18 protein-coding genes are annotated in these 20,101 nt (G+C 70.1%); 7 read left to right on the forward strand and 11 right to left on the reverse strand.

Features of this window, described 5'->3' with window-relative positions; all coding sequences use genetic code 11:
• Positions 1-73 precede the first annotated feature (73 nt).
• Both OHA25_RS27000 and OHA25_RS27005 read left to right on the forward strand, forming a co-directional pair.
• Positions 74-1,618, forward strand: coding sequence for an MFS transporter (locus OHA25_RS27000; RefSeq protein WP_327590261.1), 1,545 nt, complete (start codon positions 74-76; stop codon positions 1,616-1,618).
• A 53-nt stretch (positions 1,619-1,671) separates the two neighbouring features.
• Complete coding sequence (locus tag OHA25_RS27005) at positions 1,672-2,343, forward strand: DoxX family protein (RefSeq protein ID WP_327590262.1); 672 nt, start codon at positions 1,672-1,674, stop codon at positions 2,341-2,343.
• A 70-nt stretch (positions 2,344-2,413) separates the two neighbouring features.
• Here OHA25_RS27005 and OHA25_RS27010 read toward each other — a convergent pair whose 3' ends face one another.
• From OHA25_RS27010 to OHA25_RS27045, 8 genes are all read right to left on the reverse strand, one after another.
• Positions 2,414-3,337, reverse strand: a complete 924-nt coding sequence (locus OHA25_RS27010; RefSeq protein ID WP_327590263.1) for a DMT family transporter — start codon at positions 3,335-3,337, stop codon at positions 2,414-2,416.
• A 135-nt stretch (positions 3,338-3,472) separates the two neighbouring features.
• Positions 3,473-4,888, reverse strand: a complete 1,416-nt coding sequence (gene sthA, locus OHA25_RS27015; protein ID WP_327590264.1) for a Si-specific NAD(P)(+) transhydrogenase — start codon at positions 4,886-4,888, stop codon at positions 3,473-3,475.
• Positions 4,889-4,995: 107 nt separating this feature from the next.
• Positions 4,996-5,844 (reverse strand): biotin-dependent carboxyltransferase family protein, encoded by an 849-nt coding sequence (locus OHA25_RS27020; protein WP_327590265.1) that lies wholly within the window; start codon positions 5,842-5,844, stop codon positions 4,996-4,998.
• Positions 5,841-6,446: a 5-oxoprolinase subunit B family protein gene (locus tag OHA25_RS27025; protein ID WP_327590266.1), complete on the reverse strand. Its 606-nt coding sequence runs from the start codon at positions 6,444-6,446 to the stop codon at positions 5,841-5,843. The genes OHA25_RS27020 and OHA25_RS27025 overlap by 4 nt, the downstream gene beginning before the upstream one ends.
• 5 nt (positions 6,447-6,451) lie before the next feature.
• Positions 6,452-7,207 (reverse strand): LamB/YcsF family protein, encoded by a 756-nt coding sequence (locus tag OHA25_RS27030; RefSeq protein WP_305922564.1) that lies wholly within the window; start codon positions 7,205-7,207, stop codon positions 6,452-6,454.
• A 36-nt stretch (positions 7,208-7,243) separates the two neighbouring features.
• Positions 7,244-8,032, reverse strand: a complete 789-nt coding sequence (locus OHA25_RS27035; protein WP_327590267.1) for a thioesterase family protein — start codon at positions 8,030-8,032, stop codon at positions 7,244-7,246.
• Positions 8,033-8,044: 12 nt separating this feature from the next.
• On the reverse strand, positions 8,045-9,535 hold the full coding sequence (locus OHA25_RS27040) for a hypothetical protein (RefSeq protein WP_327591048.1): 1,491 nt from the start codon (positions 9,533-9,535) through the stop codon (positions 8,045-8,047).
• A gap of 298 nt (positions 9,536-9,833) precedes the next feature.
• Complete coding sequence (locus tag OHA25_RS27045; protein WP_305922567.1) at positions 9,834-10,058, reverse strand: hypothetical protein; 225 nt, start codon at positions 10,056-10,058, stop codon at positions 9,834-9,836.
• A 154-nt stretch (positions 10,059-10,212) separates the two neighbouring features.
• On the opposite strand from OHA25_RS27045, the gene OHA25_RS27050 reads away from it, so the two are divergent.
• From OHA25_RS27050 to OHA25_RS27060, 3 genes are all read left to right on the forward strand, one after another.
• Positions 10,213-10,782 carry an HhH-GPD-type base excision DNA repair protein gene (locus OHA25_RS27050; RefSeq protein WP_327590268.1) on the forward strand — a complete coding sequence of 190 codons (570 nt, stop codon included), beginning with the start codon at positions 10,213-10,215 and terminating at the stop codon, positions 10,780-10,782.
• 217 nt (positions 10,783-10,999) lie between these two features.
• Positions 11,000-13,093, forward strand: coding sequence for a SpoIIE family protein phosphatase (locus OHA25_RS27055; RefSeq protein ID WP_327590269.1), 2,094 nt, complete (start codon positions 11,000-11,002; stop codon positions 13,091-13,093).
• Positions 13,094-13,335: 242 nt separating this feature from the next.
• The gene (locus OHA25_RS27060) at positions 13,336-14,991 is read left to right on the forward strand and encodes an RNA polymerase sigma factor (protein ID WP_327590270.1); all 1,656 of its coding nucleotides are present in this window, start codon (positions 13,336-13,338) and stop codon (positions 14,989-14,991) included.
• A gap of 70 nt (positions 14,992-15,061) precedes the next feature.
• Here OHA25_RS27060 and OHA25_RS27065 read toward each other — a convergent pair whose 3' ends face one another.
• Positions 15,062-15,808 carry a YaaA family protein gene (locus OHA25_RS27065; RefSeq protein WP_327590271.1) on the reverse strand — a complete coding sequence of 249 codons (747 nt, stop codon included), beginning with the start codon at positions 15,806-15,808 and terminating at the stop codon, positions 15,062-15,064.
• 151 nt (positions 15,809-15,959) lie between these two features.
• On the opposite strand from OHA25_RS27065, the gene OHA25_RS27070 reads away from it, so the two are divergent.
• Positions 15,960-16,658, forward strand: a complete 699-nt coding sequence (locus OHA25_RS27070) for a GNAT family N-acetyltransferase (protein ID WP_327590272.1) — start codon at positions 15,960-15,962, stop codon at positions 16,656-16,658.
• 191 nt (positions 16,659-16,849) lie between these two features.
• On the opposite strand, the gene OHA25_RS27075 is transcribed toward OHA25_RS27070, so the two are convergent.
• Positions 16,850-17,080, reverse strand: coding sequence for a DUF7455 domain-containing protein (locus OHA25_RS27075; protein WP_305922573.1), 231 nt, complete (start codon positions 17,078-17,080; stop codon positions 16,850-16,852).
• A 246-nt stretch (positions 17,081-17,326) separates the two neighbouring features.
• On the opposite strand from OHA25_RS27075, the gene OHA25_RS27080 reads away from it, so the two are divergent.
• On the forward strand, positions 17,327-19,393 hold the full coding sequence (locus OHA25_RS27080; RefSeq protein ID WP_327590273.1) for a DNA gyrase/topoisomerase IV subunit B: 2,067 nt from the start codon (positions 17,327-17,329) through the stop codon (positions 19,391-19,393).
• Positions 19,394-19,590: 197 nt separating this feature from the next.
• Here the strand turns inward: OHA25_RS27080 and OHA25_RS27085 are convergent, their stop codons facing one another.
• Entirely contained in the window at positions 19,591-20,085 is a 495-nt protein-coding gene (locus OHA25_RS27085) for a beta-class carbonic anhydrase (RefSeq protein WP_327590274.1), read from the reverse strand.
• Positions 20,086-20,101 lie beyond the last annotated feature (16 nt).

Genomic DNA, 20,101 nt, shown 5'->3' on the forward strand with positions numbered 1-20,101 from the left:
GAGGCGCGGCACGCAAGCGGCCGACCGAATAGCACGTGCGGGCCCTGTCACGGATCGGCCTGCAAGGAGGCCCATGACCGTCACACAGGCCGCACCCCCCGTACGGACTGCCGATCGCGGGCGCGGTGACCACCGCTGGTCCATTCTTGTCCTGCTCTGCCTGAGCCTGCTGCTGATCACGGTCGACGCCACGGTCCTGCACATCGCGGTGCCCGCGCTCACGGCCGCGCTGGAGCCGTCGGCGGTGCAGCTGCTGTGGATCATCGACACCTACTCGCTGGTGGTCGCGCCCCTGCTGATCATGTTCGGCACGCTCGGTGACAGATATGGGCGCAAACGGCTGGTCCTGTGTGGCTTCGTGCTGTTCGGCGTGGCCTCGGCGGCGGCCGCGTTCGCCCCCACACCGCTGACGCTCATCCTGGCCAGGGCGCTGCTCGGTGTCGGCGGCGCCATGATCATGCCGGCCACGCTCTCGCTCATCCGCCAGGTGTTCACCGACCGGCGCGAGCGGGCCATCGCCCTGGGCGTCTGGAGCGCGGTCGCGGCCGCCGGGGCGGCCGTGGGGCCGCTCATCGGCGGCGTGCTGGTCGGCGTCTGGTGGGGCGCGGTGTTCCTCATCAACGTGCCGATCCTGCTGGTGCTGCTGCCCGCCGCCGTACGCCTGCTGCCCGAGTCGCCCGTGCACAAGGGACGGCCCTGGGACGCCGTCAGTGCGGTGCTGTCGGTGCTCGGGATCCTGGCGCTGGCGTTCGGGCTGAAAGAGGCGGGTTCGGGCAGTCTGATGCCGCTGTGGGCGTCGGCGCTGGTGTTCCTGGCCGGGCTGGCCCTGCTGGTCGTGTTCGTCCGGCGGCAGACCCGGCTACGGGTGCCGCTGCTGGAAGTCGGGCTGTTCCGGCGGCGGGAGTTCACGACCGGTGTTGCCGGCGTGCTGCTCGGCGTGTTCGCACTGGTGGGGCTGCAGCTCATGCTCGCCCAATACCTGCAGCTCGTGCTCGGCGACAGCCCGCTGCGTGCCGCCGTGAGGATGTTGCCGCTGGTGTTGTCGGCCATCGTCGGCGGGCTCGCCGCGGCCCATATCCTGCCCAAGGTCGGCATGCGGGCCACGATGAGCGGCGGCCTCGGGCTCGTCGCGCTGGCCATGACACCCACGCTGGGCTGGGGCGTCGAGGGTCACCCCGTCATGCTGGCGATCTGCTTCGTCGGCATCGGGTTCGGCGTGCAGGTGGCGCTGCTGGCCGCCTCCGACACGATCATGGCCTCGGCCACGGAGTCCCAGGCGGGCGGAGCCGCGGCCATCGAGGAGACCGCATACGAGCTCGGCGCGGGCATGGGCGTGGCCGTGCTCGGCACGATCACCGCGATCGTCTATGCCCCCGGACTGCCCGCCGTGCCCGGAGTGTCTGAGGGCGGCATGGACAAGGCCAGACAGTCACTCGCCGCCGCCGCGCACGTCGCGGACGAGGTCGGCGGCAGCGCGGGCGGCGCGCTGCTCGACGCCGCCCGCTGGGCCTTCGTCAACGCCCTGCACACGACCGTGGTCGTGAGCGTCGTCCTGCTGAGCTTGACCGCCGTCGCGGTGGCCATGCTGCTCAGCCGTGATGACGCGAAGGGAGCGTAGCTCCCGAGCCATGAGAAAGGTGTGTCATGTCCCCGTTAGGGCAGACAATTACCGTGAAACAGGTCCTTCGTGATCTTGCCGCTTTAGTCGCCCGCGTCGGAGTGGGCGGCATTTTCTTCGCCAACGGCTGGACCAAGCTGGAAAACGGTCTCATCAACACCGGGGCGAGATTTCTCGAGCAGGGCGCGCCCGCGCCCCAAGCCTGGGCAACGGTCACAATGCTCTCCGAACTCATCGGCGGCGCGCTGCTGATCGCCGGGCTGGCGGTGTCCATCACCGGGCTCATCCTGTTCGCCGAGGCCCTGGCGGTGTTCCTGGTTGCGACGCCGCTCAACCCGATTACCACGAACGAGCTGATCCTCCTGGGAGCCGCGTCCCTCCTGCTCGCCGCGGTGGGAGCCGGGCGGGTGTCGGTGGACCATATGGTGGTGATCCGCCGGAGGGAGTCGGAGGCGGCGGAGGAGTTCGCCGCCGACAACGAGGCGGACCGGGTCATCGCCTCGCTCCGCGCCCCGGACCCGTCCGCCCCGGCCAAGGCTCCGGAGGACGAACCGCCTTCGGAGGGGTCACCGACCGACGACACGGCCCCGCACCCCCGCCCCCGGGGCCAAGCGGCCGAACCCAAGCGGGGCGACGACCCGGCACCTGCTCCGGCGCCCGGTGACACGCTGGTGGCGGGCCGCAAGAAACCCGCCCCCCGCGGTCGCCGCCCCAGCGCCGACTGACCCACTCTCGCGAGGTCGGCGTCCCCGCCCGCGCTGCGTGCGGGGCCCGCCGACGTGCTCTGAGCCCGGCTCAGGCGGCCGGGGCGGTGGCGCGTTCGCGGGACCGCCTCAGGGCGCCCTGCGTGAGAGCGATGGCGGCGAGGATGATGACCGCGCCCACGGGCTGGTTCCAGCTGATCGTCTCGCCCAGCACCACCACGCCGGACGCCGCCGCGAACACCGGCAGCAGGTACGTCACCGTCGACGTCGTCGTCACTCCCGCCCGCGCCTGCACCCAGTACAGCAGCAGATACGCCAGCCCCGTCCCGAGCCCGCCGAGGGCCGCGAGACTCCACCACACCTGGGCAGGCGCCCCGAAGTCCACCAGCGGCACCCCCGCCAGCACCGTGACGGCGGCGAGCTGGAAGGTCCCCGCGACGAGCTGCCCGGTCGCCAGCGCCACAGCGGGCTCAGGACGGCGCCCGGTGATGAACCGCCCCATGTACGCGCCCCCGACCCCGTAGCACAGCGCCGCGCCGAAGCAGGCCAGGCTGCCGCCCAGTTGCCCGCCGTCCATCGGCTGCCACACCCCGAGCACCACCATGACCCCGGCGAATCCCAGCCCGAGCCCCGTCACCCGGCCGGGCGTCGATCGCTCGGCACGCAGCATGAGCGTGAAGGCCAGCGTGCACAGCGGCGTCGTGGCGTTCCAGATCGCGGCCACGACCGACGAGACGTACTGCTCGCCGTACGCGAACAGCGTGAAGGGGAGCGTGGTGAGCACCACGGACGCGATGAGGAAGTGTCCCCAGAGGCGGGGATCGCGGGGGAGCGTCCGCCGGGAGATCGCGAGCGCGACCAGCAGGACGGCGGCCCCGATGGCCATCCGGCCGAACGACACCTGCAGCGGATGGAGCGACCCCACCGCGACCTTGATGAAGAAGAAACTGTTGCCCCAGATGGCCGCCAGCACCAGGAATCCTGGCAGCCACCCCGTCAGGGTCTTGCTCCGCACGCACGCCTCCCGTCGATGAACCATCGCGAGCGTAGTGATCGGAGCCCCGGAGCGCGTAGGGATATATCCCTATTTCGGGACCTCAGATCGCGAAGCCAACCAGACGTGGACCTTCACGGAGGAAGAGGGCCCGGCTTACATGCCTGCCGTGAGCCGGGCCACCACCCGCATCTTGTTCATCGCGTCCAGCGCCGCCACCTTGTACGACTCCGCCAGCGTCGGATAGTTGAACACCGCGTTGACCAGGTAGTCCACGTTCCCGCCGCACCCCATCACGGTCTGCCCGATGTGCACCAGCTCCGTCGCCCCCGTGCCGAACACGTGCACGCCGAGCAGCCGCCGGTCCTCGGAGGACACCAGCAGCTTGAGCATCCCGTAGGAGTCGCCGATGATCTGCCCCCTGGCCAGCTCCCGGTAGCGCGAGATGCCCACCTCGAACGGGATCTTGTCCCGGGTCAGCTCGTCCTCCGACTTCCCGACGAAGCTGATCTCCGGGATCGTGTAGATCCCGATCGGCGGCAGGTCGGCCAGCTCCTCGACCGGCTCGCCGCACGCGTGCTGGGCGGCCAGCCGGCCCTGCTCCATGGAGGTGGCCGCGAGCGCCGGAAAGCCGATCACGTCGCCGACCGCGTAAATGTGGGGGACGGGCGTGGCGTAGTTGTCGTCCACCGCGATCCTGCCCCGCGCGTCGGCGGCCAGGCCCGCCGCCTCCAGGCACAGCTCGGAGGTCTTGCCCTGCCGCCCCGCCGAGTACATGACGCAGTCGGCCGGGATCTTCTTGCCGCTCTCCAGGAGGGTCAGCGCGCCGCCCGGGCGGCGCTCGACGGCGGCCACGTTCTCGCCGAACCTGAAGGTCACGGCCAGGTCCCGCAGGTGGTACTTCAGCGCCTCGACGATCTCCAGGTCGCAGAACTCCAGCATGCGCTCGCGCCGCTCCACGACCGTCACCTTGGTGCCGAGCGCGGCGAACATGGAGGCGTACTCGATGCCGATGACCCCGGCGCCCACGACGACGAGCGTCTCGGGCACCCGCTCCATGTGGAGGATCGCGTCGGAGTCGATGACCGTGCTGCCGTCGAACTCGACGCTGTCCGGGCGGGCCGGCGAGGTGCCGGTGGCGATGACGATCTTGTCCGCGGTGATCTTCTTCTCCGCGCTCTCGTCATCGTCATGGATGATGCCGATCGTGTGCGGGTCCAGGAACCGGCCGGTGCCGTGCAGGACGGTCACGTGGTTGCGGGCCAGCTGGCTGCGGATGACCTGGATTTCCCTGCCGATGACGTGCTGTGTGCGCATCCCCAGGTCCGCGACCGTGATCTCCTCCTTGACGCGGTAGCTGGCGCCGTACAGCTCGCGCTGGTTGAGCCCCGTCAGGTAGAGGACCGCCTCACGCAGGGTTTTGGAGGGGATCGTGCCCGTGTTGATGCACACGCCGCCGATCATGTGCTTTTTCTCGACTATCGCGACGCGCTTGCCGAGTTTCGCCGCCGCGATCGCGGCCTTCTGCCCACCAGGTCCGGAACCCAGGACCACAACATCAAAGTCCGCCACATCATACAGTCTGGGGGCGGCATGTTAACGGGGAAAGACCTGTACGGGAGACTCTGCCACTTGTTGCGCGCTTTCACCCAGGTCGCCGGGCGCGGTCATCACCTGCGTCACCGGCCGGGCCGCGTGGTGAACCACACCTCGTCGCCCGGCCTGAGCTGGGCGGCGAGCGCCAGATCCGCGGCGCGTACGACGCCGATCACCGGATAGCCGCCGGTCGGCGGGTGGTCGGCCAGGAACACGATGGGCTGCCCGCTCGGTGGCACCTGGATCGCCCCGGCGACCATGCCTTCGCTCGGCAGCTCGCCCTCCTTCGCCCGGGCCAGCTCCGGCCCGTGCAGGCGCACGCCGACGCGGTTGCTGTCCTGGCTCACGGTGTAGGGCCGCGCGCACATGTCCTCCAGCGCCTCGGGCGTGAACCAGTCGTCGCGCGGCCCCGGCAGCACCCGCAGCACGGCCGGTCGCTGCTCCGGCAGCGGCGCCATGTCCACCGCGATCACGCCCTCCGGCCGGCCCACCGGCAGCAGCGCGCCCGCCCGCAGCGGCTCGGGACCCAGCCCCGAGAGCGAGTCGGTGGAGCGGCTGCCGAGCACCGGCTCGACGGCGATCCCGCCGCGCACCGCCAGATACGTCCGCAGGCCCCGCTCGGGCATCCCCAGCCGCAGCTCCGCCCCCTCAGGAACCCAGAACGGCACGCCCATGCCCGCGCCCCGGACGGGACCGGCCGGCACGGGCGCCCCCGCCAGCGCCACCCACGCCCCCGCGCGGAACCGCAGCCGCGCCATGCCCAGCGTCAGCTCGATCCCCGCCATCCCTTCGGCGTTGCCCACGAGCCGGTTCGCCAGCCGCAGGCTCGCCGCGTCCGCCGCCCCCGAGTGCGGCACCCCCAGGTGGGCGTACCCGGGCCGCCCCAGATCCTGAACGGTCGCGTACGGGCCAGGCGCCAGGATCTCGATCATGCCCGCTCGAACCGCACGCGCATGCCCGGACGGAACAGCGACGGCGGGTCCGCCTCCACGTCCCACACCCGCACGGATGTGCGCCCCAGCAGCCGCCACCCGCCGGGTGAGGCACTCGGATAGACCGCCGAATACGGCCCCGCGATCGCCACCGACCCGGCGGGCACCGACGTGCGCGGCGTGTCCAGCCTGGGCGTCCGCAGCACCGGATCCAGCCCGGTGAGGTAGGCGAACCCCGGCGCGAAGCCCAGCCACCCCACCACCAGCTCCCGCCCGGCGTGCCGCTCGATCACCTCGGTCACGGGGATGCCGGCCAGTGCCGCTACGGAATCGAGATCCGCGCCGTCATAGACCACGGGAATCGTCACGACCGGTCCCTCGGCCGCTCCGGCCTGCTCCTTGCCGCGCTCCAGCGCCACGAGCGCCTCCAGTCGCGCACACAGCCGCGCCTGGTCCACGCCCGGAGCCACCACGAGGACGGTGTCCGGGCCCGGCACGATCTCCACGACGCCCTCGGGCCTGTCGTCCCGCAGCGCCGCGTCCAGCCGGTGCGACAGCTCCAGAGAACCCGTCTCCACGAGCAGCCCGTGCTCCCCGGCCATCCGGATCACGCGAAGGCCTGCAGGACCACTCCTGCCCCCAGCAACGCGTCCCGCACCCCCTGCGCCAGCCGGACGGCGTCAGGCGTGTCTCCGTGGACGCAGATGGAGCGGGCGGAAATCGGTACGGAACTCCCGTCCACGGCCGTCACAGAGCCCTCCACGGCCATCTGGAGGGCACGCTGGGCCACCGCCGCGGCGTCGTGGAGCACGGCGCCCGGCTCCCTGCGCGGCACGAGCGTCCCGGCAGAGGTGTAGGCGCGGTCGGCGAACGCCTCGTTCACCGTCGGCACGCCCTCGGCCGCCGCCACCTTGTGCACGACCGAGCCCGGCAGCGTGAGCACCGGCAGGGAGGGGTCGTAGTCGGCGACCGCGTCGATCAGCGCCGCCGCCTGGACCTCGTCGCGGACGACCCGGTTGTAGAGCGCGCCGTGCGGCTTGACGTACGACACCCGGCCGCCCATCGCTCTGGCGATGCCGTCCACGGCCGCGAGCTGGTAGAGGACCTCCGCGCACAGCTCCTCGGGCTCGACGTCCATCTCCCTGCGGCCGAAGTGCGCCAGGTCGCGGTAGGACACCTGGGCCCCGATCGTCACGCCCCGGTCCACGGCCGCGGCGCAGGTGCGCCTGATCGTGACGGGATCGCCGGCGTGGAAGCCGCAGGCCACATTGGCGCTCGTGACGATGTCGAGCAGCGCGAGGTCGTCGCCGAGGCGCCAGATGCCGAAGCCCTCGCCCAGGTCCGCATTGAGGTCGATCACCATGGCACCATCATGGCAACTCTCCGTCATCTTGGCGCCTCATCGCGGCGCGACGAACAGCGTCTGAGTCGCCGTGCCCACCTGGCCGGCCTCGTCATACAGGGTGGAGCGGGTCAGCCCACGGCCGGACGGGCCGATGACGGTCTCGGCGTCCATGCAGATCCACTCGCCTTCCGGGGAGCGGAACAGGGAGATCGTCAGGTCCACGTTCACGAACACGTGGGTGGCGAAGTCGAGGGCGAAGCTGACGCCGTTGCCGCTGTCGGCGAACACCGCCAGGCGCTCGAGCGGGGTCATCTCCTCGCCCTCGACCAGCGGGATCGTCAGCCTGCCCCACACCGTGGCCGGGCCGAGCTCCATGGGGCCGCCGGCGACGAAACGCCAGTCGAGCGCCCTGCCGTACCCGAAGCCGGAGCCCAGCCACGAGCGCGCCTGCGCCCCCGTGCCGCTCCCGTGCGGCGGCACGGGGGCGGGCGGGCCGGGGACCGGCGTCGCGGGCGTGCCGGCCTCGCGGAGCTCGCGGATGCGCCAGGCGCTCGCCCTGGCGTACTCGCGGCCGCCGGACGACACGCTCGCCGTGAGGCACTGGACGCGCTTGCCGTCGCGCGCCACCTCGGTCGCGATCTCCAGCTCGGCCACCGGCACCGGCGCGAACACGTCCACCACCAGCCTGGACAGCTCCAATCCCGGGCGCGGCGCGGCACGGGCCAGCTCGTGGACGATGAGAGCGGTGACCGGGCCCATGTGCTGGGTGGCCGGGTCCCAGGGACCCTGCGTGTGCTCGGACGCCAGGTAACGGCCCTCTGCGAGGCGGACGTACATCGACATAGAAGGGAGATTCTAGATTTCGTCGGGGATGTCGGCGATGTCGTCGAGGGCCGCGGCCAGCTCGTCGGGGTCGCCGCCGATCCGCTCGGCGATCTCGATCAGCACGTGGAGCACGTCGTGCCGGTCGTGGCCGAGGTCGAGCAGGCGTTGCACGGCCTCCCACAGCTGCGGCGGGTCGCCCTCCCACAGCCGGGTGGCGATCTCCTCGTGCCAGGCCAGGTGCTCCTGGTCGATCGTGCCGCCGTGGTCGATCTCGAGCAGCGTGCGCCGGTCGGCCTCGTCGGCCGGGTTGAGCCGGTCGAGCTCGATGCCGTCGTGCGTGCCCTGCAGATAGGGGAACGCGAAGACCCGCCTGGCCAGCGCCGACAGGTCGCCGTCCGGCAGCAGGCGCTCCAGCAGCACCCGGTCGAGCCCGAACGACGTCGGATCCCGATAAGCCTCTGGGAACTTGCCCGTGGCCTCCCACACCGCGTCCAGCGTGGCCTTGAGCCCCTGCTCGGGCAGCCCCGTGCGCTGCGCGGCGAAGCGCACCCACGCCGACAGCACGTGCGGCATGGCCTCCTGCTCGGCCGCGCTCAGCATCACCTTGCGCGGCAGCCAGTCCAGCAGGAACGTCTCGCACTTGGTCGGGCTGACCCGGAGCGGCCGGTTGAAGTCCTGCTCGCAGCCGTAGTCGATGATGTGGTCGGCGCACCGCGAGCCCGCCGAGGGGTCCGACAGGTGCTCGGCCGCGTCCGAGGCCAGGAACTCCGCCGCCAGCATGGCCCGCCGCTCGCGGCTGTAGGGCGCCTCGATGTGCAGAGGGGCCGGGCGCTTGCGGCCCGGTGGCAGCGCCTTGAGCCGGGCGCGGGCGAAGGCGTGGTAGGCGCTGTAGCTGTCGCTCACCGGGGGCGGCGTCTTGGGCTCCCTGGTGGCCTTCATCGCCGACTCGAGCAGCGCTCTGGCCTGCTCGGGCTGGATCTCCTCGAACAGCAACATCGGGTTGTCCGCCGCCTCGGCCCTGGCCTGCTCGAGGAGCTTGTCGACCTGTGAGGACACCCAGGCGTCGCGGGCCATGCCGCTCATGTTGTAGTCGACGACCATGACCAGCGCGTGCCGGTCCTTCAGCTGCGATGTTTCGTTCCAGCGGTAGGCGAAGGTGCAGATCACCGTGTCCTGGTCGCCGTAGGCGTCCCGGGAGACGTAACAGCCCGCGGGCTTGACGGCGCCGACCTTGTCGGCCCAGCCGGGCCTGGCCACCCCGGACTCCATCATCGCCAGCGCCGCGCCCTCGGCCTTGGCGCCCTGGCGGGCGGTGCCCAGATACGCCAGGCAGATGAGCAACGTCAGCGAGGCCGGTGTGCCGGCCTTGGCGGCGTAGTCGACGAGCCCCTCACCGAGCACCTGCTCCACGTCGCCGCCTCTGACCCGCCTGCCCCACCAGGCTCCGATCATGTCGGAGACCATCAGCTCGGCGTCCAAGGGGGTGCGTACGGCGAGCAGCTCGCGGGCCGCTTGCACCATCTCCTTGAACACGTCGTCTGGAGGGGTGCTCTCCCGGGGATCTCGTCGGTGTCGGCGCACACCCTCACTCTCTCGTATTCCAGGCGCAAACGGCGCGGAGATCTCGGCCTGGTGACCCCGATGTTATCGGGGTCACCTCGTGCCGGAGGCACAAATGGGGCAGCGACATGGGCACTGTGCCGGAGGCGCATATCGGTACGGTGCCGGAGGCGCATGTAGGCGCTGTGCCGAAGGCGCGCGAATAGGGGCAGTGCCCGGGGCGCTGCGCCCGGGGCGCGTCGTGCGCGCCGCTGCGCGGTTATCGCATGCCGCGCGGCGGAGGCGCCGAGTTGACGATGGCGAGCAGGTGCTCGCGCGCGATGCGTTCCACGATCTCGGGCGTCGCTGAGATGCCGAGATGCTGCGTGCACGCGCACACGTCCGCGACACAGCGGTCGATCGTGTCCACGGGCACGGTCAGGAACTCTTCGGCCAGCCTGAGACTGACCGGTTCCCGCAGGAACCGTGTGGCCAGAGCGAGCATAGATGTGAGATTCCTCTGGAGACCCAGGGGCAAACCCCCAGGAATGTCTGCAGGGTGACTTGCGCTCTCATTTCACCTTTTCTCGGGCGTGTGTCAAGCCTCCTCGACGGCTGTGTTCACGTCACCGGGTACCCATTCATGCGAAGCTGTCTCCATGCGCATCCAGCTCGCCCAGCAAAGCGAGGCAGACGAGCTCCTCGGCCGCAGCCCGCTCGCCCTGCTCGTCGGCATGCTCCTCGACCAGCAGGTCCCCATGGAGTGGGCGTTCACGGGGCCGTTCACCATCTCGCAGCGGCTGGGGCACGACCTCACGGCCGCGGAGATAGCCTCATATGATCCTGAGGCGTTCGCCGCGCTGCTCGCCGAGAAGCCGGCCGTGCACCGCTACCCGAAGTCTATGGCGGCCAGGGTCCAGCAGCTCGCGGCCTACCTCGTCGAACACTACGACGGGCAGCCGGAGAAGATCTGGGCGGATGCCACGGACGGCAAAGAGTTGCTGAAACGACTCATGACCCTTCCGGGATACGGCAAACAGAAGGCCCAGATTTTTTTGGCATTGCTGGGGAAGCAGTTGGGGGTCCGGCCATCAGGCTGGCGTGAGGCAGCCGGAGCCTACGGCGAGGAGGGGTCACACCGATCGGTCGCCGACGTCGTCGACGCCGAGAGCCTGGTCCGCGTGCGTGCCGGCAAGCAAGAGGCCAAGCGCGCGGCCCCGGCCGAGTAGCTGCGCTGTAACCTGATCTTGCTGCGCGACGTGGAGCGATTTTGACAGGATGCGTTGACCTTAGAGGCGACCGGGCCGCGGCGGGGGCTTCCGTCCGCACATGCCCATCGCCGATGATGTACTGCAGAATCCGGTCGCCCGGAGCTGTGCTACGCCGATACACGACTATGGAGATGTGCCGCGTGGGAGACCCTGGCACGCGACGGAGGTGCCGACCATGAGCGCCGAGACCTCCGTTCCCCGTCCCCGGGAGTCGGATGTGGACATCTCAGACTCCGCCCTCTTCCAGGGCCTGCTGTCGGAGGCCGAGTTCGCCTTCGCGTTCTTCGACGGCGACAGCCGCGTTCAGCGGGTCAACGACGTGTTCTGCGACGTCGTCGGCGTGCCCGCCGAGCGCTTGCTCGACCGGCAGCCCGTCGAGGTGCTCGCCCCCGATCTCAGCCAGATCATCACCCACGCCGTGCAGGCCGTCATCGAGACCGACGCGCCGGTCACCGAGGGCCGCGTGCGCGTGCGGTCGGCAGAGGGCGACACCAGGCACTGGTCGCTGTCGTTCTCGCCGGTCCACGACGAGGCGGGCGACCTGCGGGCGATCGCGCTGGTCGGGCTCGACGTGACCGAGAGCCGCCAGACCGAGGAGGCACTGCGCCGCAGCGAGGAGCGCTACCGCTCGCTGGTGGAGGCGCAGTCTCAGCTCGTCTGGATCACCTCGCCCACCGGCGCCGTCGTCGAGGACGCACCGCAGTGGCGCGCCATCACCGGCCAGGGCCTGGAGGAATACCTCGCCAACGGCTGGCTGGAGGTCGTCCACCCCGAGGAGCGGCAGGAGACCGAAGAGGCCTGGCGGGAGGCGCTGCGCGGGCGCACCATGTTCGAGTGGAACTACCGGGTGCGCACCCGGGCCAGCGGCTACCGCCACTTCGAGGTGCGGGCCGTGCCGATCATCAGGCACGGCCGCGTGGTCGAGTGGGTCGGCGCCAACACCGACGTCACCCCGCAGCGCGAGGCCGAGGAGATGCGCGGCCGGCTGACCGACCAGCTCGGCGCCGCCGCCCTGCGCACCGCCCGGCTGCAGGGCGCCACAGCCCAGCTCGCCGAGGCATTGACGGTCGAGCAGGTGGTGCAGGTCATCATCGACGTGGGCCGCACCGCCCTGGCCGCCGACCGCTCGGCCGTGGCGCTGCTCGACACCGACCGCGCGGCGCTCAAGCTGATCAACGGCGAGGGCATCCCCGAGGCGTCCGGCGCCTTCGGCGAGGAGATCCCGCTGTCCAGCTCCAGCGTGATGACCATGGCGGTCAACAGCCGCAGGCCGATGTTCGCCGAGTCGACCGACAGCCTCAAGGCGCAGTTGCTCGAGGCCGGCGGCGACGAGGAGGTCCTGGCCAACTACCTGGCCAACAGCGACGAGCGGGCCTGGGTCGGGCTGCCGCTGCTGGCCGCAGGGCGGGCATTGGGAGCGCTCAGATTCTCCTTCACCCGGCCGGTGAAGATCTCCCAGGAGGACGGCGTCTTCCTGGAGGCGCTGGCCGGCCAGTGCGCGCTGGCGGTCGAGCGGGCCACCCTGTTCGAGCGCGAGCACCGCACCGCCGAGACCCTCCAGCGCAGCCTGCTGCCCGACCGCCTGCCCGTGGTCAAGGGCCTGGAGCTGGCCCAGCGCTTCCGCTCGGGCAGCCGCCACGTCCAGGTCGGCGGTGACTGGTACGACGCCTTCGTGCTGCAGGACGGGCGCGTGGCGGCCGTCGTCGGCGACGTCATGGGCAAGGGCGTCAAGGCCGCGGCGGGGATGGGCCGCATCCGCAATGCCATGCGGGCGCTGGCGCTGACCAACCCGCCGCCCGCGGCCGTGCTCACCGGCCTGGATCGCGTCTTCGAGGCCACCGAAGAGGAGGAGCAGGTCACGACCCTGGCCTACATGGTCGTGGAGCCTGTGACCGGCGAGGGCACGCTCGCCCTGGCCGGCCACCCACCGCCCGTGCTGGTCTCTCCGCAGGGCACGGCGATCCTGTGCGACGCCGAGCCCGGCACTCCGCTAGGCTGGCCGACCAGCCGTAGGCAGTTCCGGTTCGTGGTGCCGCCCGGCCATACCGCCGTGCTCTACTCCGACGGTCTCGTGGAGAACAGGAAGCGCGGGCTGGATGCCGGACTCGCCGAGCTTTGCAGTGTTGTGACCGAAGCGCCGCCTGAGGTCGTAAGTAGTCCGCACATGTTGCTGGACTTCCTGGTTGACCGGATGTTGTCTGGATATGAACAGGATGATGACGTTACTGCGCTAGCAATTCACGTCCCGCCAGCCACGAAGAGTGACTGAATGAAACAGTCATAACGGTTGCTTTCGGGTATCAGTGACCCGCTTACGTACGCACTACTGTCTCGGTCGGCCTAGGGTGGAGGTCAACCGCCGGGAGGTGGCCGTATGGAGTGCGGGGTCGTGCCACAATGCTGTGCAGGTCCGTCGCGGTCCGCACGGCCTCACTGATCTCCGAGAGAGGGAGCAGCCCCCCAGCGGGCATCTGGGTCCATTGTCGCCACGCGTTCGTTCGAGAGGTGTTCGTGTCGCCTGCAAGTTCGACTCGCTCGAAGCCACAAGAGCTGAACGAGCCCGTCATTCAGCGACTGCTCGAGCGTGGGCGCTCGCAGGGTTTCCTCGAGTCTGAGGATGTCCGTCAGGCCTTCGAGGAGGCGGACATCCCCATGTCGCACGCCGCCGCGTTCTTGCGGAACCTCAGTAAAGAGGGCGTGACCGTGGTGGTGACCGCCGCGGATTCGGCTGCGCCGAAGAAGTCTCGTGGTCCAGCAAAGCGCCGCACCGCCGCCCCCGTCAAGACCAAGACGGCGGCGGCCGCCAAAGAGCAGCAGCCCGAGACCGTGACCGCGGTCGTGGGCGCCGCTGAAGCCGAGCCGGCCGCCAAGAAGGCGGCCCCTGCGAAGAAGGCCGCTCCGGCGGCGAAGAAGGCCGCGGCTCCCGCCGCCGCCAAGAAGGCCGAGCCGAAGAGCGCTGGGCCTGCCGAGACCAAGCCGAAGGCGCCCGAGTCCGCCGACGCGGACAACGACGACGAGGACATCGAGCTCGACGGCGACGTGGAGCTGGAGGACCTCGAGGACATCGAGGTCGACGACGAGGTGATCGTCGCCGAGGAGTCCGACGCCGAGGGTGACTCCGACTCCGACGACGAGACCGAGGAGGGGCCCAAGCCCTCCGAGATCGCGGCGACGGAGAAGACCGAGGACGAGGTCCTCATCCTGTCCGACGACGACGATGACGCCCCGGTCGCGCAGGTCGCAGCCGCCGGCGCCACCGCCGACCCGGTCAAGGACTACCTCAAGCAGATCGGCAAGGTCCCCCTGCTCAACGCCGAGCAGGAGGTCGAGCTGGCCAAGCGCATCGAGGCGGGCCTGTTCGCCGAGGAGCAGCTGGGCGGCGACGAGACCGGCAGCCTGCCGGTCGACGTCCGGGCCGAGCTGGAGTGGATCGCCGAGGACGGCCGCCGGGCCAAGAACCACCTGCTGGAGGCCAACCTCCGGCTCGTGGTCTCGCTGGCCAAGCGCTACACCGGCCGCGGCATGCTGTTCCTCGACCTGATCCAGGAAGGCAACCTGGGCCTGATCAGGGCCGTGGAGAAGTTCGACTACACCAAGGGCTACAAGTTCTCCACCTACGCCACGTGGTGGATCCGGCAGGCGATCACGCGTGCCATGGCCGACCAGGCGCGGACCATCCGCATCCCGGTCCACATGGTCGAAGTGATCAACAAGCTGGCCCGCGTCCAGCGGCAGATGCTGCAGGACCTCGGCCGCGAGCCCACGCCGGAGGAGCTGGCCCGCGAGCTGGACATGACGCCCGAGAAGGTCGTCGAGGTCCAGAAATACGGTCGTGAGCCCATCTCGCTCCACACGCCGCTGGGCGAGGAGGGCGACAGCGAGTTCGGCGACCTCATCGAGGACTCCGAGGCCATCGTTCCGGCCGACGCCGTCAGCTTCACGCTGCTCCAGGAGCAGCTGCACTCCGTTCTCGACACGTTGTCGGAGCGGGAGGCGGGCGTCGTCTCGATGCGCTTCGGGCTCACCGACGGACAGCCGAAGACGCTGGACGAGATCGGCAAGGTTTACGGGGTGACCCGTGAGCGCATTCGCCAGATCGAGTCCAAGACCATGTCCAAGCTGCGTCACCCGTCCCGGTCGCAGGTGCTCCGCGACTACCTCGACTGATCGGGCTGGACTGATCGGCTGAACGAAGAAGCCCCGCACGGGTATCCGTGCGGGGCTTCTTCGCGGTGGCTCACGTAGGGTCGTTGACGTGCACGTCCAGCGTCCAGGGGCGGTTTGCGCGAGCGGGGGGCGTCAGCGTGACGATGTAGCCGAGGGCGTCCAGGATCTTGGCCAGCTCGTCCGGGGTGGCCGGGGTGGCGTCCTGGTGGAGAAGGGCGCGGGCGATCTCGCCGCGGGTGGCCTTGGCCATGTGGCTGACGACCTTGCCGTCCCTGAACACCCGCACCGTCACCGAGCGCTCGCCCGGCTGCCAGGCGGCCGCGTACGTCGCCGAGCGCAGGTCCACCACCAGGCCCGGGAGCGTGTCCAGCGCCTTGGAGATCTGGGGACGCCAGAACGCGGCCAGCCCGCCCACGGGTGAGAGGTTGACGCCCATCGAGAGGCGGTACGGCGGGATCCGGTCAGTGATCCGGACCACGCCCCACAGGCCGGAGAAGATCAGGACCGATTCGGCGGCCCGGGCCCGGGCGGCGGGATCCAACGTGTCCAGTCCGAGATTGTCGTAGAGCACGCCGGTGTAGAGCTCGGCGGCGGGGAGGGTGGGGGCCGCCGGCAGCGCCGTGTTCTTGGCCAGCTCGCCCGCCAGACCGGGGGACAGGCCCAGCACCTCGAGGGCGTCTCGGCGTTTGGAGGCCCGGATGAGCGCGGTCTGCACCCGCTTGCGGGGCTTGTCGAGCGACGAAAAAGACAGCTGCCCGACGGGCGGGCCGCTCCCCTCGGAGGCCTTCCCCTCCGACGGCGGCAACACAATCAGCACGTCCCCAGCCTATTGGTGCTGGTCTTTCCTTCTGTACGGCGGGCCACGCGGGCCGTTCGCTTCGCTGAAACCTGGACCAATGGTGCGGCGACACGCCCGGGTGTCACGGGGCGGCTGGGCGCTTGGCTAGGCTGCGCGAGTGGATTTCGACATGCTTGTGCACGAGGCCTGGCCTGCCTATGAGCAGCTCGTTTGCGACGGGTGGGTGTTGCGTTACGCGGGAGGCGTGACCAAGCGGGCCAACTCGGTGCTCGCGTTGGGGCGGCCGGTTGATCTGGGCGGGGCCATCCAGAGGGCTGAGCGGTTCTACCGGGAGCGTGGGCAGCGTTGCGTCTTCTCAGTGGGGCTGGGGGCCACGCCCGGTCTCGATGAGGAGCTGGAGGCTAGGGGCTACGAGCTGGTCGACCCGACGCTCGTCATGGCGGCCGGCTCTCTCCGTCCCGAGGTGCTGGGCGAGGCGGAGCGCGAGCTCAGGATCGAGGAGCGGCCCTGGCGGGGGTGGCTCGACACCTGGTGGGCCGTGGACGGGCGGTTCGGCAGCGGGCTCGAGGAAGCCGAGCGCATTTGCACCGGCGTACCGGCCTGGTATGGGGCCTACGAGGAGGGCGGCGTGGCACTCGCCGTCGGGCGGGCCGTACCGCAGGGCGGCACGCTGGGGATCTACTGCATGGCCACCCGGCCGGAGGCGCGCCGTCGTGGGCTGGCCCGTACCGTGCTGCGGGCGCTGGCGCGGCACGCGGGCACGGACTCCGCGTATTTGGTCACCACCGCGCCCAACCAGGCCGCGCAGGCGCTGTATCGCGGCGAGGGGTTCGAGATCGCGGGCCGGTATCACTACCGGGTGCGCTGACCGCCGGGCGGCGGCCTACGGGAAGTTGACCGCCGGGCGGCGGCCTACGGGAAGCTGACCGCCGGGCGGCGGCCTATTGGAATAGGCGCGCCGGCCACGGCGTCTTACGCAGGACGGCGACCCCGGGCACGCCCAGGGTCGCCGTCACTGTCACGCGATATGTGGTTATCTCATCACGACCAGCGCTGGGGTCAGCGCTCGTCGTTGGGGGCAATTGAATCGGTCTTGCTGAGTCGAGCCGACTCGTCCAGGATGTCGGCGCCCTTTTCGCGCAGCGCCGCAATGTGCTGACGCCCGTGGTGGGCGCAGAACAGCAGCTCCCCGCCTATGGGCAGGGTCGCGCGAATGTAGGCCTGGGCACCGCAGCGGTCGCAGCGGTCGAGGGCCGTCAGCGGCTTAACGGGGGCGAGAGCTCCAGTCACGTATCGCCTTTCGGGTCACCCCCGCCGAAGCGAGGATCTGGCGTCAGTCACTTGGACAACATCTAACCGGACGTGGAGCTTCCCAACCTCCCCCTCTCTACGCCCAGAGCAGAATGTGTCCGATAGTAATGACGATCAGCCGGTTGGTAACGGCAAACGTGTCGCCATGGCAAGCTTGTACGCGTGCGTATGGGAAGAACGGTAGGCTACGCACACGTGTTCGATGCTTAGACCTGGGGAGCTGGAGTGACGCTAGTGGAGGCGGGTTACACGGCTCGTCACCTGTCGGTGCTTGAGGGCCTCGAGGCCGTCCGCAAGCGCCCGGGGATGTACATCGGGTCCACCGACAGCCGCGGGCTCATGCACTGCCTCTGGGAGATCGTGGACAACGGCGTCGACGAGGCGCTGGCGGGGCACTGCGACCGGATCGAGGTCGAGCTCTACCCCGACGGCTCCATCGAGGTGCGCGACAACGGCCGCGGCATCCCGGTCGACAACGAGCCCAAGACCGGCCTGGCCGGTGTGGAGCTCGTCTTCACCAAGCTGCACGCGGGCGGCAAGTTCGGCGGCGGCTCCTATGGCGCCTCCGGCGGCCTGCACGGTGTGGGCGCGTCCGTGGTCAACGCCCTGTCGGCGAGGCTCGACGTCGAGGTGGACAAGGACGGGCGCGTTCACGAGATCAGTTTCCGCCGCGGCGTCACCGGGATCTTCGATGGTGATGGGCCGACGGCGAAGTTCAAGAAGAAGTCCGGGCTGCGGGTTGGCGCCACGCTCCCGCGCAAGGTCACCGGCACCCGGGTGCGCTTCTGGGCCGACAAGCAGATCTTCCTGCCCGAGGCCGAGGTCTCGATGGACGAGATCCACGTGCGCCTGCGGCAGACCGCGTTCCTGGTGCCCGGGCTGACCCTGGCCGTCTACGACAGCAGGCACGAGGAGCGCGTGGAGGAGGAGTTCCGCTTCGACGGCGGCATCTCCGAGTTCACCGAGTTCCTGGCCCGTGACGAGCCCGTCTGCGACGTGCTGCGGCTGCAGGGCGTGGGCCACTTCCACGAGACCGTGCCGGTCCTCGACGACCAGGGCCACATGACGCCCACCGAGGTGCAGCGCGAGCTGACCGTGGACGTGGCGGTCCGCTGGGGCAAGGGCTACGAGTCCACCGTGCGGTCGTTCGTCAACGTGATCGCCACCCCCAAGGGCGGCACCCACCTGAGCGGATTCGAGCGTGGCCTGGTGCGCACGGTCAACGAGCTGCTGCGCGAGACCCGCCTGCTGAAAAACGGCGACGACCCCGTCACCAAGGACGACATCTCCGAAGGCCTGACCGGCGTGGTCACGGTCAGGGTGCCCGAGCCGCAGTTCGAGGGCCAGACCAAGGAGGTGCTGGGCACCTCCGCGGCCACCCGCATCGTCTCCCACGTCGTCTCGCGCGAGCTCAAGGAAATCTTCACCAACCCGCCGCGCGGCTACAAGCAGCCGCTGCGAGCCGTTCTGGAGAAGATCGTCGCCGCCGCCAAGGCCCGCATCGCCGCCCGCGAGCACCGCGACAACCAGCGGCGCAAGAGTGCGCTGGAAAGCTCCGCGCTCCCCGCCAAGCTCGTCGACTGCCGCAGTGAAGGCGTGGACCGCAGCGAGCTGTTCATCGTCGAGGGCGACTCGGCGCTGGGCACCGCCAAGCTGGCCCGCGACTCGGAGTTCCAGGCGCTGCTGCCGATCCGGGGCAAGATCCTCAACGTGCAGAAGGCGTCCGTGAGCGACATGCTCAAAAACGCCGAATGCGCCGCCATCATCCAGGTGGTCGGCGCCGGCTCCGGGCGCTCGTTCGACATCGAGGCGGCCCGCTACGGCAAGGTCATCCTCATGGCCGACGCCGACGTGGACGGCGCCCACATCCGCACCCTGCTGCTGACGCTCTTCCACCGCTACATGCGGCCGATGCTGGAGGCCGGGCGGGTGTTCGCGGCGGTGCCGCCGCTGCACCGCATCGAGCTCACCAACCCCGGCAAGGGCAAGGAGAAATACATCTACTGCTACTCCGACGCCGAGCTGCAGCGGGTGCTGCGGGACCTGGAGCGGCGCGGCAAGCGGTGGAAGGACCCTGTGCAGCGCTACAAGGGTCTGGGCGAGATGGACGCCGACCAGCTGGCCGAGACCACGATGGACCCGCGGCACCGGATCCTGCGCCGGGTGCGCATCGAGGACGCCGAGGGCGCCGAGGGCATCTTCAACTTGCTCATGGGGAGCGATGTGGCGCCGCGGCGGGAGTTCATCGTCAACAGCGCCGCCGAGGTCGACCGCGACCACATCGACGCCTAGAGGCCGCCAGACGGCGTTCCGTCCCTCCTGCACCATGTTCGAGGTGCAGGAGGCCTAAGAGCCGTCTGGGCGCGTTCCTGGGGCCGTCCTAGGCCTCTCTGGAGCTGGTGCGCCCTGTCTCGCGCCGGCACGTACGAGATCGTGCTGTATGAGAGGGCGGCGCCCCGCGCCTGGAAGCAGCAGCCTGGTCTCGCCCTTCAGAACTCGGACGCGGTCAGGCGGCCCGTCCGGACGTCGTAGATCGCACCGGCCACCGGCATGTCCGCGGGCAGGAACGGGCTGGTGCGGATACGGGTCAGATCGTGGCGCAGCGCCTCGTACTGGTCGGGCACCGTATGAAACTCCAGGCTGCGGGTATCCACCCCGCGCTCGCTGGTGAGGGCGTGCACGTCCGCGTCCGTCACCTTGGCCATGCCGCAGTCGGTGTGCGGCATCACCAGCACGCGCTCGACTCCGAGCAGGTAAACGGCCAGCACCAGCGTCCGCAGCACGTCATCGGTCACGCGGGCGCCGGCGTTGCGGAGAATCTTGGCGTCGCCCGCCTGCAACCCGAGCAGGCCGAGCGGGTCGATGCGCGAGTCCATGCAGGTCACGACGGCCAGCCCGCGGGCTGCCCGGCCGGTGAGCTCGGAGCTCCCGAAGTCTTTCGCAAACTTAGCGTTGGCGGCATACAGGTCGTCGAACGCACTCATGTCCCAGATGATGACA

The sequence above is a fragment of the Nonomuraea sp. NBC_00507 genome, assembly GCF_036013525.1.
GTDB lineage: Bacteria > Actinomycetota > Actinomycetes > Streptosporangiales > Streptosporangiaceae > Nonomuraea.

Excerpts from the sequence above, each read along its gene's own strand:
- OHA25_RS27085 (WP_327590274.1), bottom strand. The coding sequence starts at position 20,085 with ATGAGTGCGTTCGACGACCTGTATGCCGCCAACGCTAAGTTTGCGAAA.
- OHA25_RS27030 (WP_305922564.1), bottom strand. The coding sequence starts at position 7,207 with ATGGTGATCGACCTCAATGCGGACCTGGGCGAGGGCTTCGGCATCTGG.
- OHA25_RS27040 (WP_327591048.1), bottom strand. The coding sequence starts at position 9,535 with ATGGTGCAAGCGGCCCGCGAGCTGCTCGCCGTACGCACCCCCTTGGAC.
- OHA25_RS27045 (WP_305922567.1), bottom strand. The coding sequence starts at position 10,058 with ATGCTCGCTCTGGCCACACGGTTCCTGCGGGAACCGGTCAGTCTCAGG.
- OHA25_RS27055 (WP_327590269.1), top strand. The coding sequence starts at position 11,000 with ATGAGCGCCGAGACCTCCGTTCCCCGTCCCCGGGAGTCGGATGTGGAC.
- OHA25_RS27070 (WP_327590272.1), top strand. The coding sequence starts at position 15,960 with ATGCTTGTGCACGAGGCCTGGCCTGCCTATGAGCAGCTCGTTTGCGAC.
- OHA25_RS27050 (WP_327590268.1), top strand. The coding sequence starts at position 10,213 with ATGCGCATCCAGCTCGCCCAGCAAAGCGAGGCAGACGAGCTCCTCGGC.
- OHA25_RS27035 (WP_327590267.1), bottom strand. The coding sequence starts at position 8,032 with ATGTCGATGTACGTCCGCCTCGCAGAGGGCCGTTACCTGGCGTCCGAG.
- OHA25_RS27025 (WP_327590266.1), bottom strand. The coding sequence starts at position 6,446 with ATGGCCGGGGAGCACGGGCTGCTCGTGGAGACGGGTTCTCTGGAGCTG.
- OHA25_RS27020 (WP_327590265.1), bottom strand. The coding sequence starts at position 5,844 with ATGATCGAGATCCTGGCGCCTGGCCCGTACGCGACCGTTCAGGATCTG.
- OHA25_RS27000 (WP_327590261.1), top strand. The coding sequence starts at position 74 with ATGACCGTCACACAGGCCGCACCCCCCGTACGGACTGCCGATCGCGGG.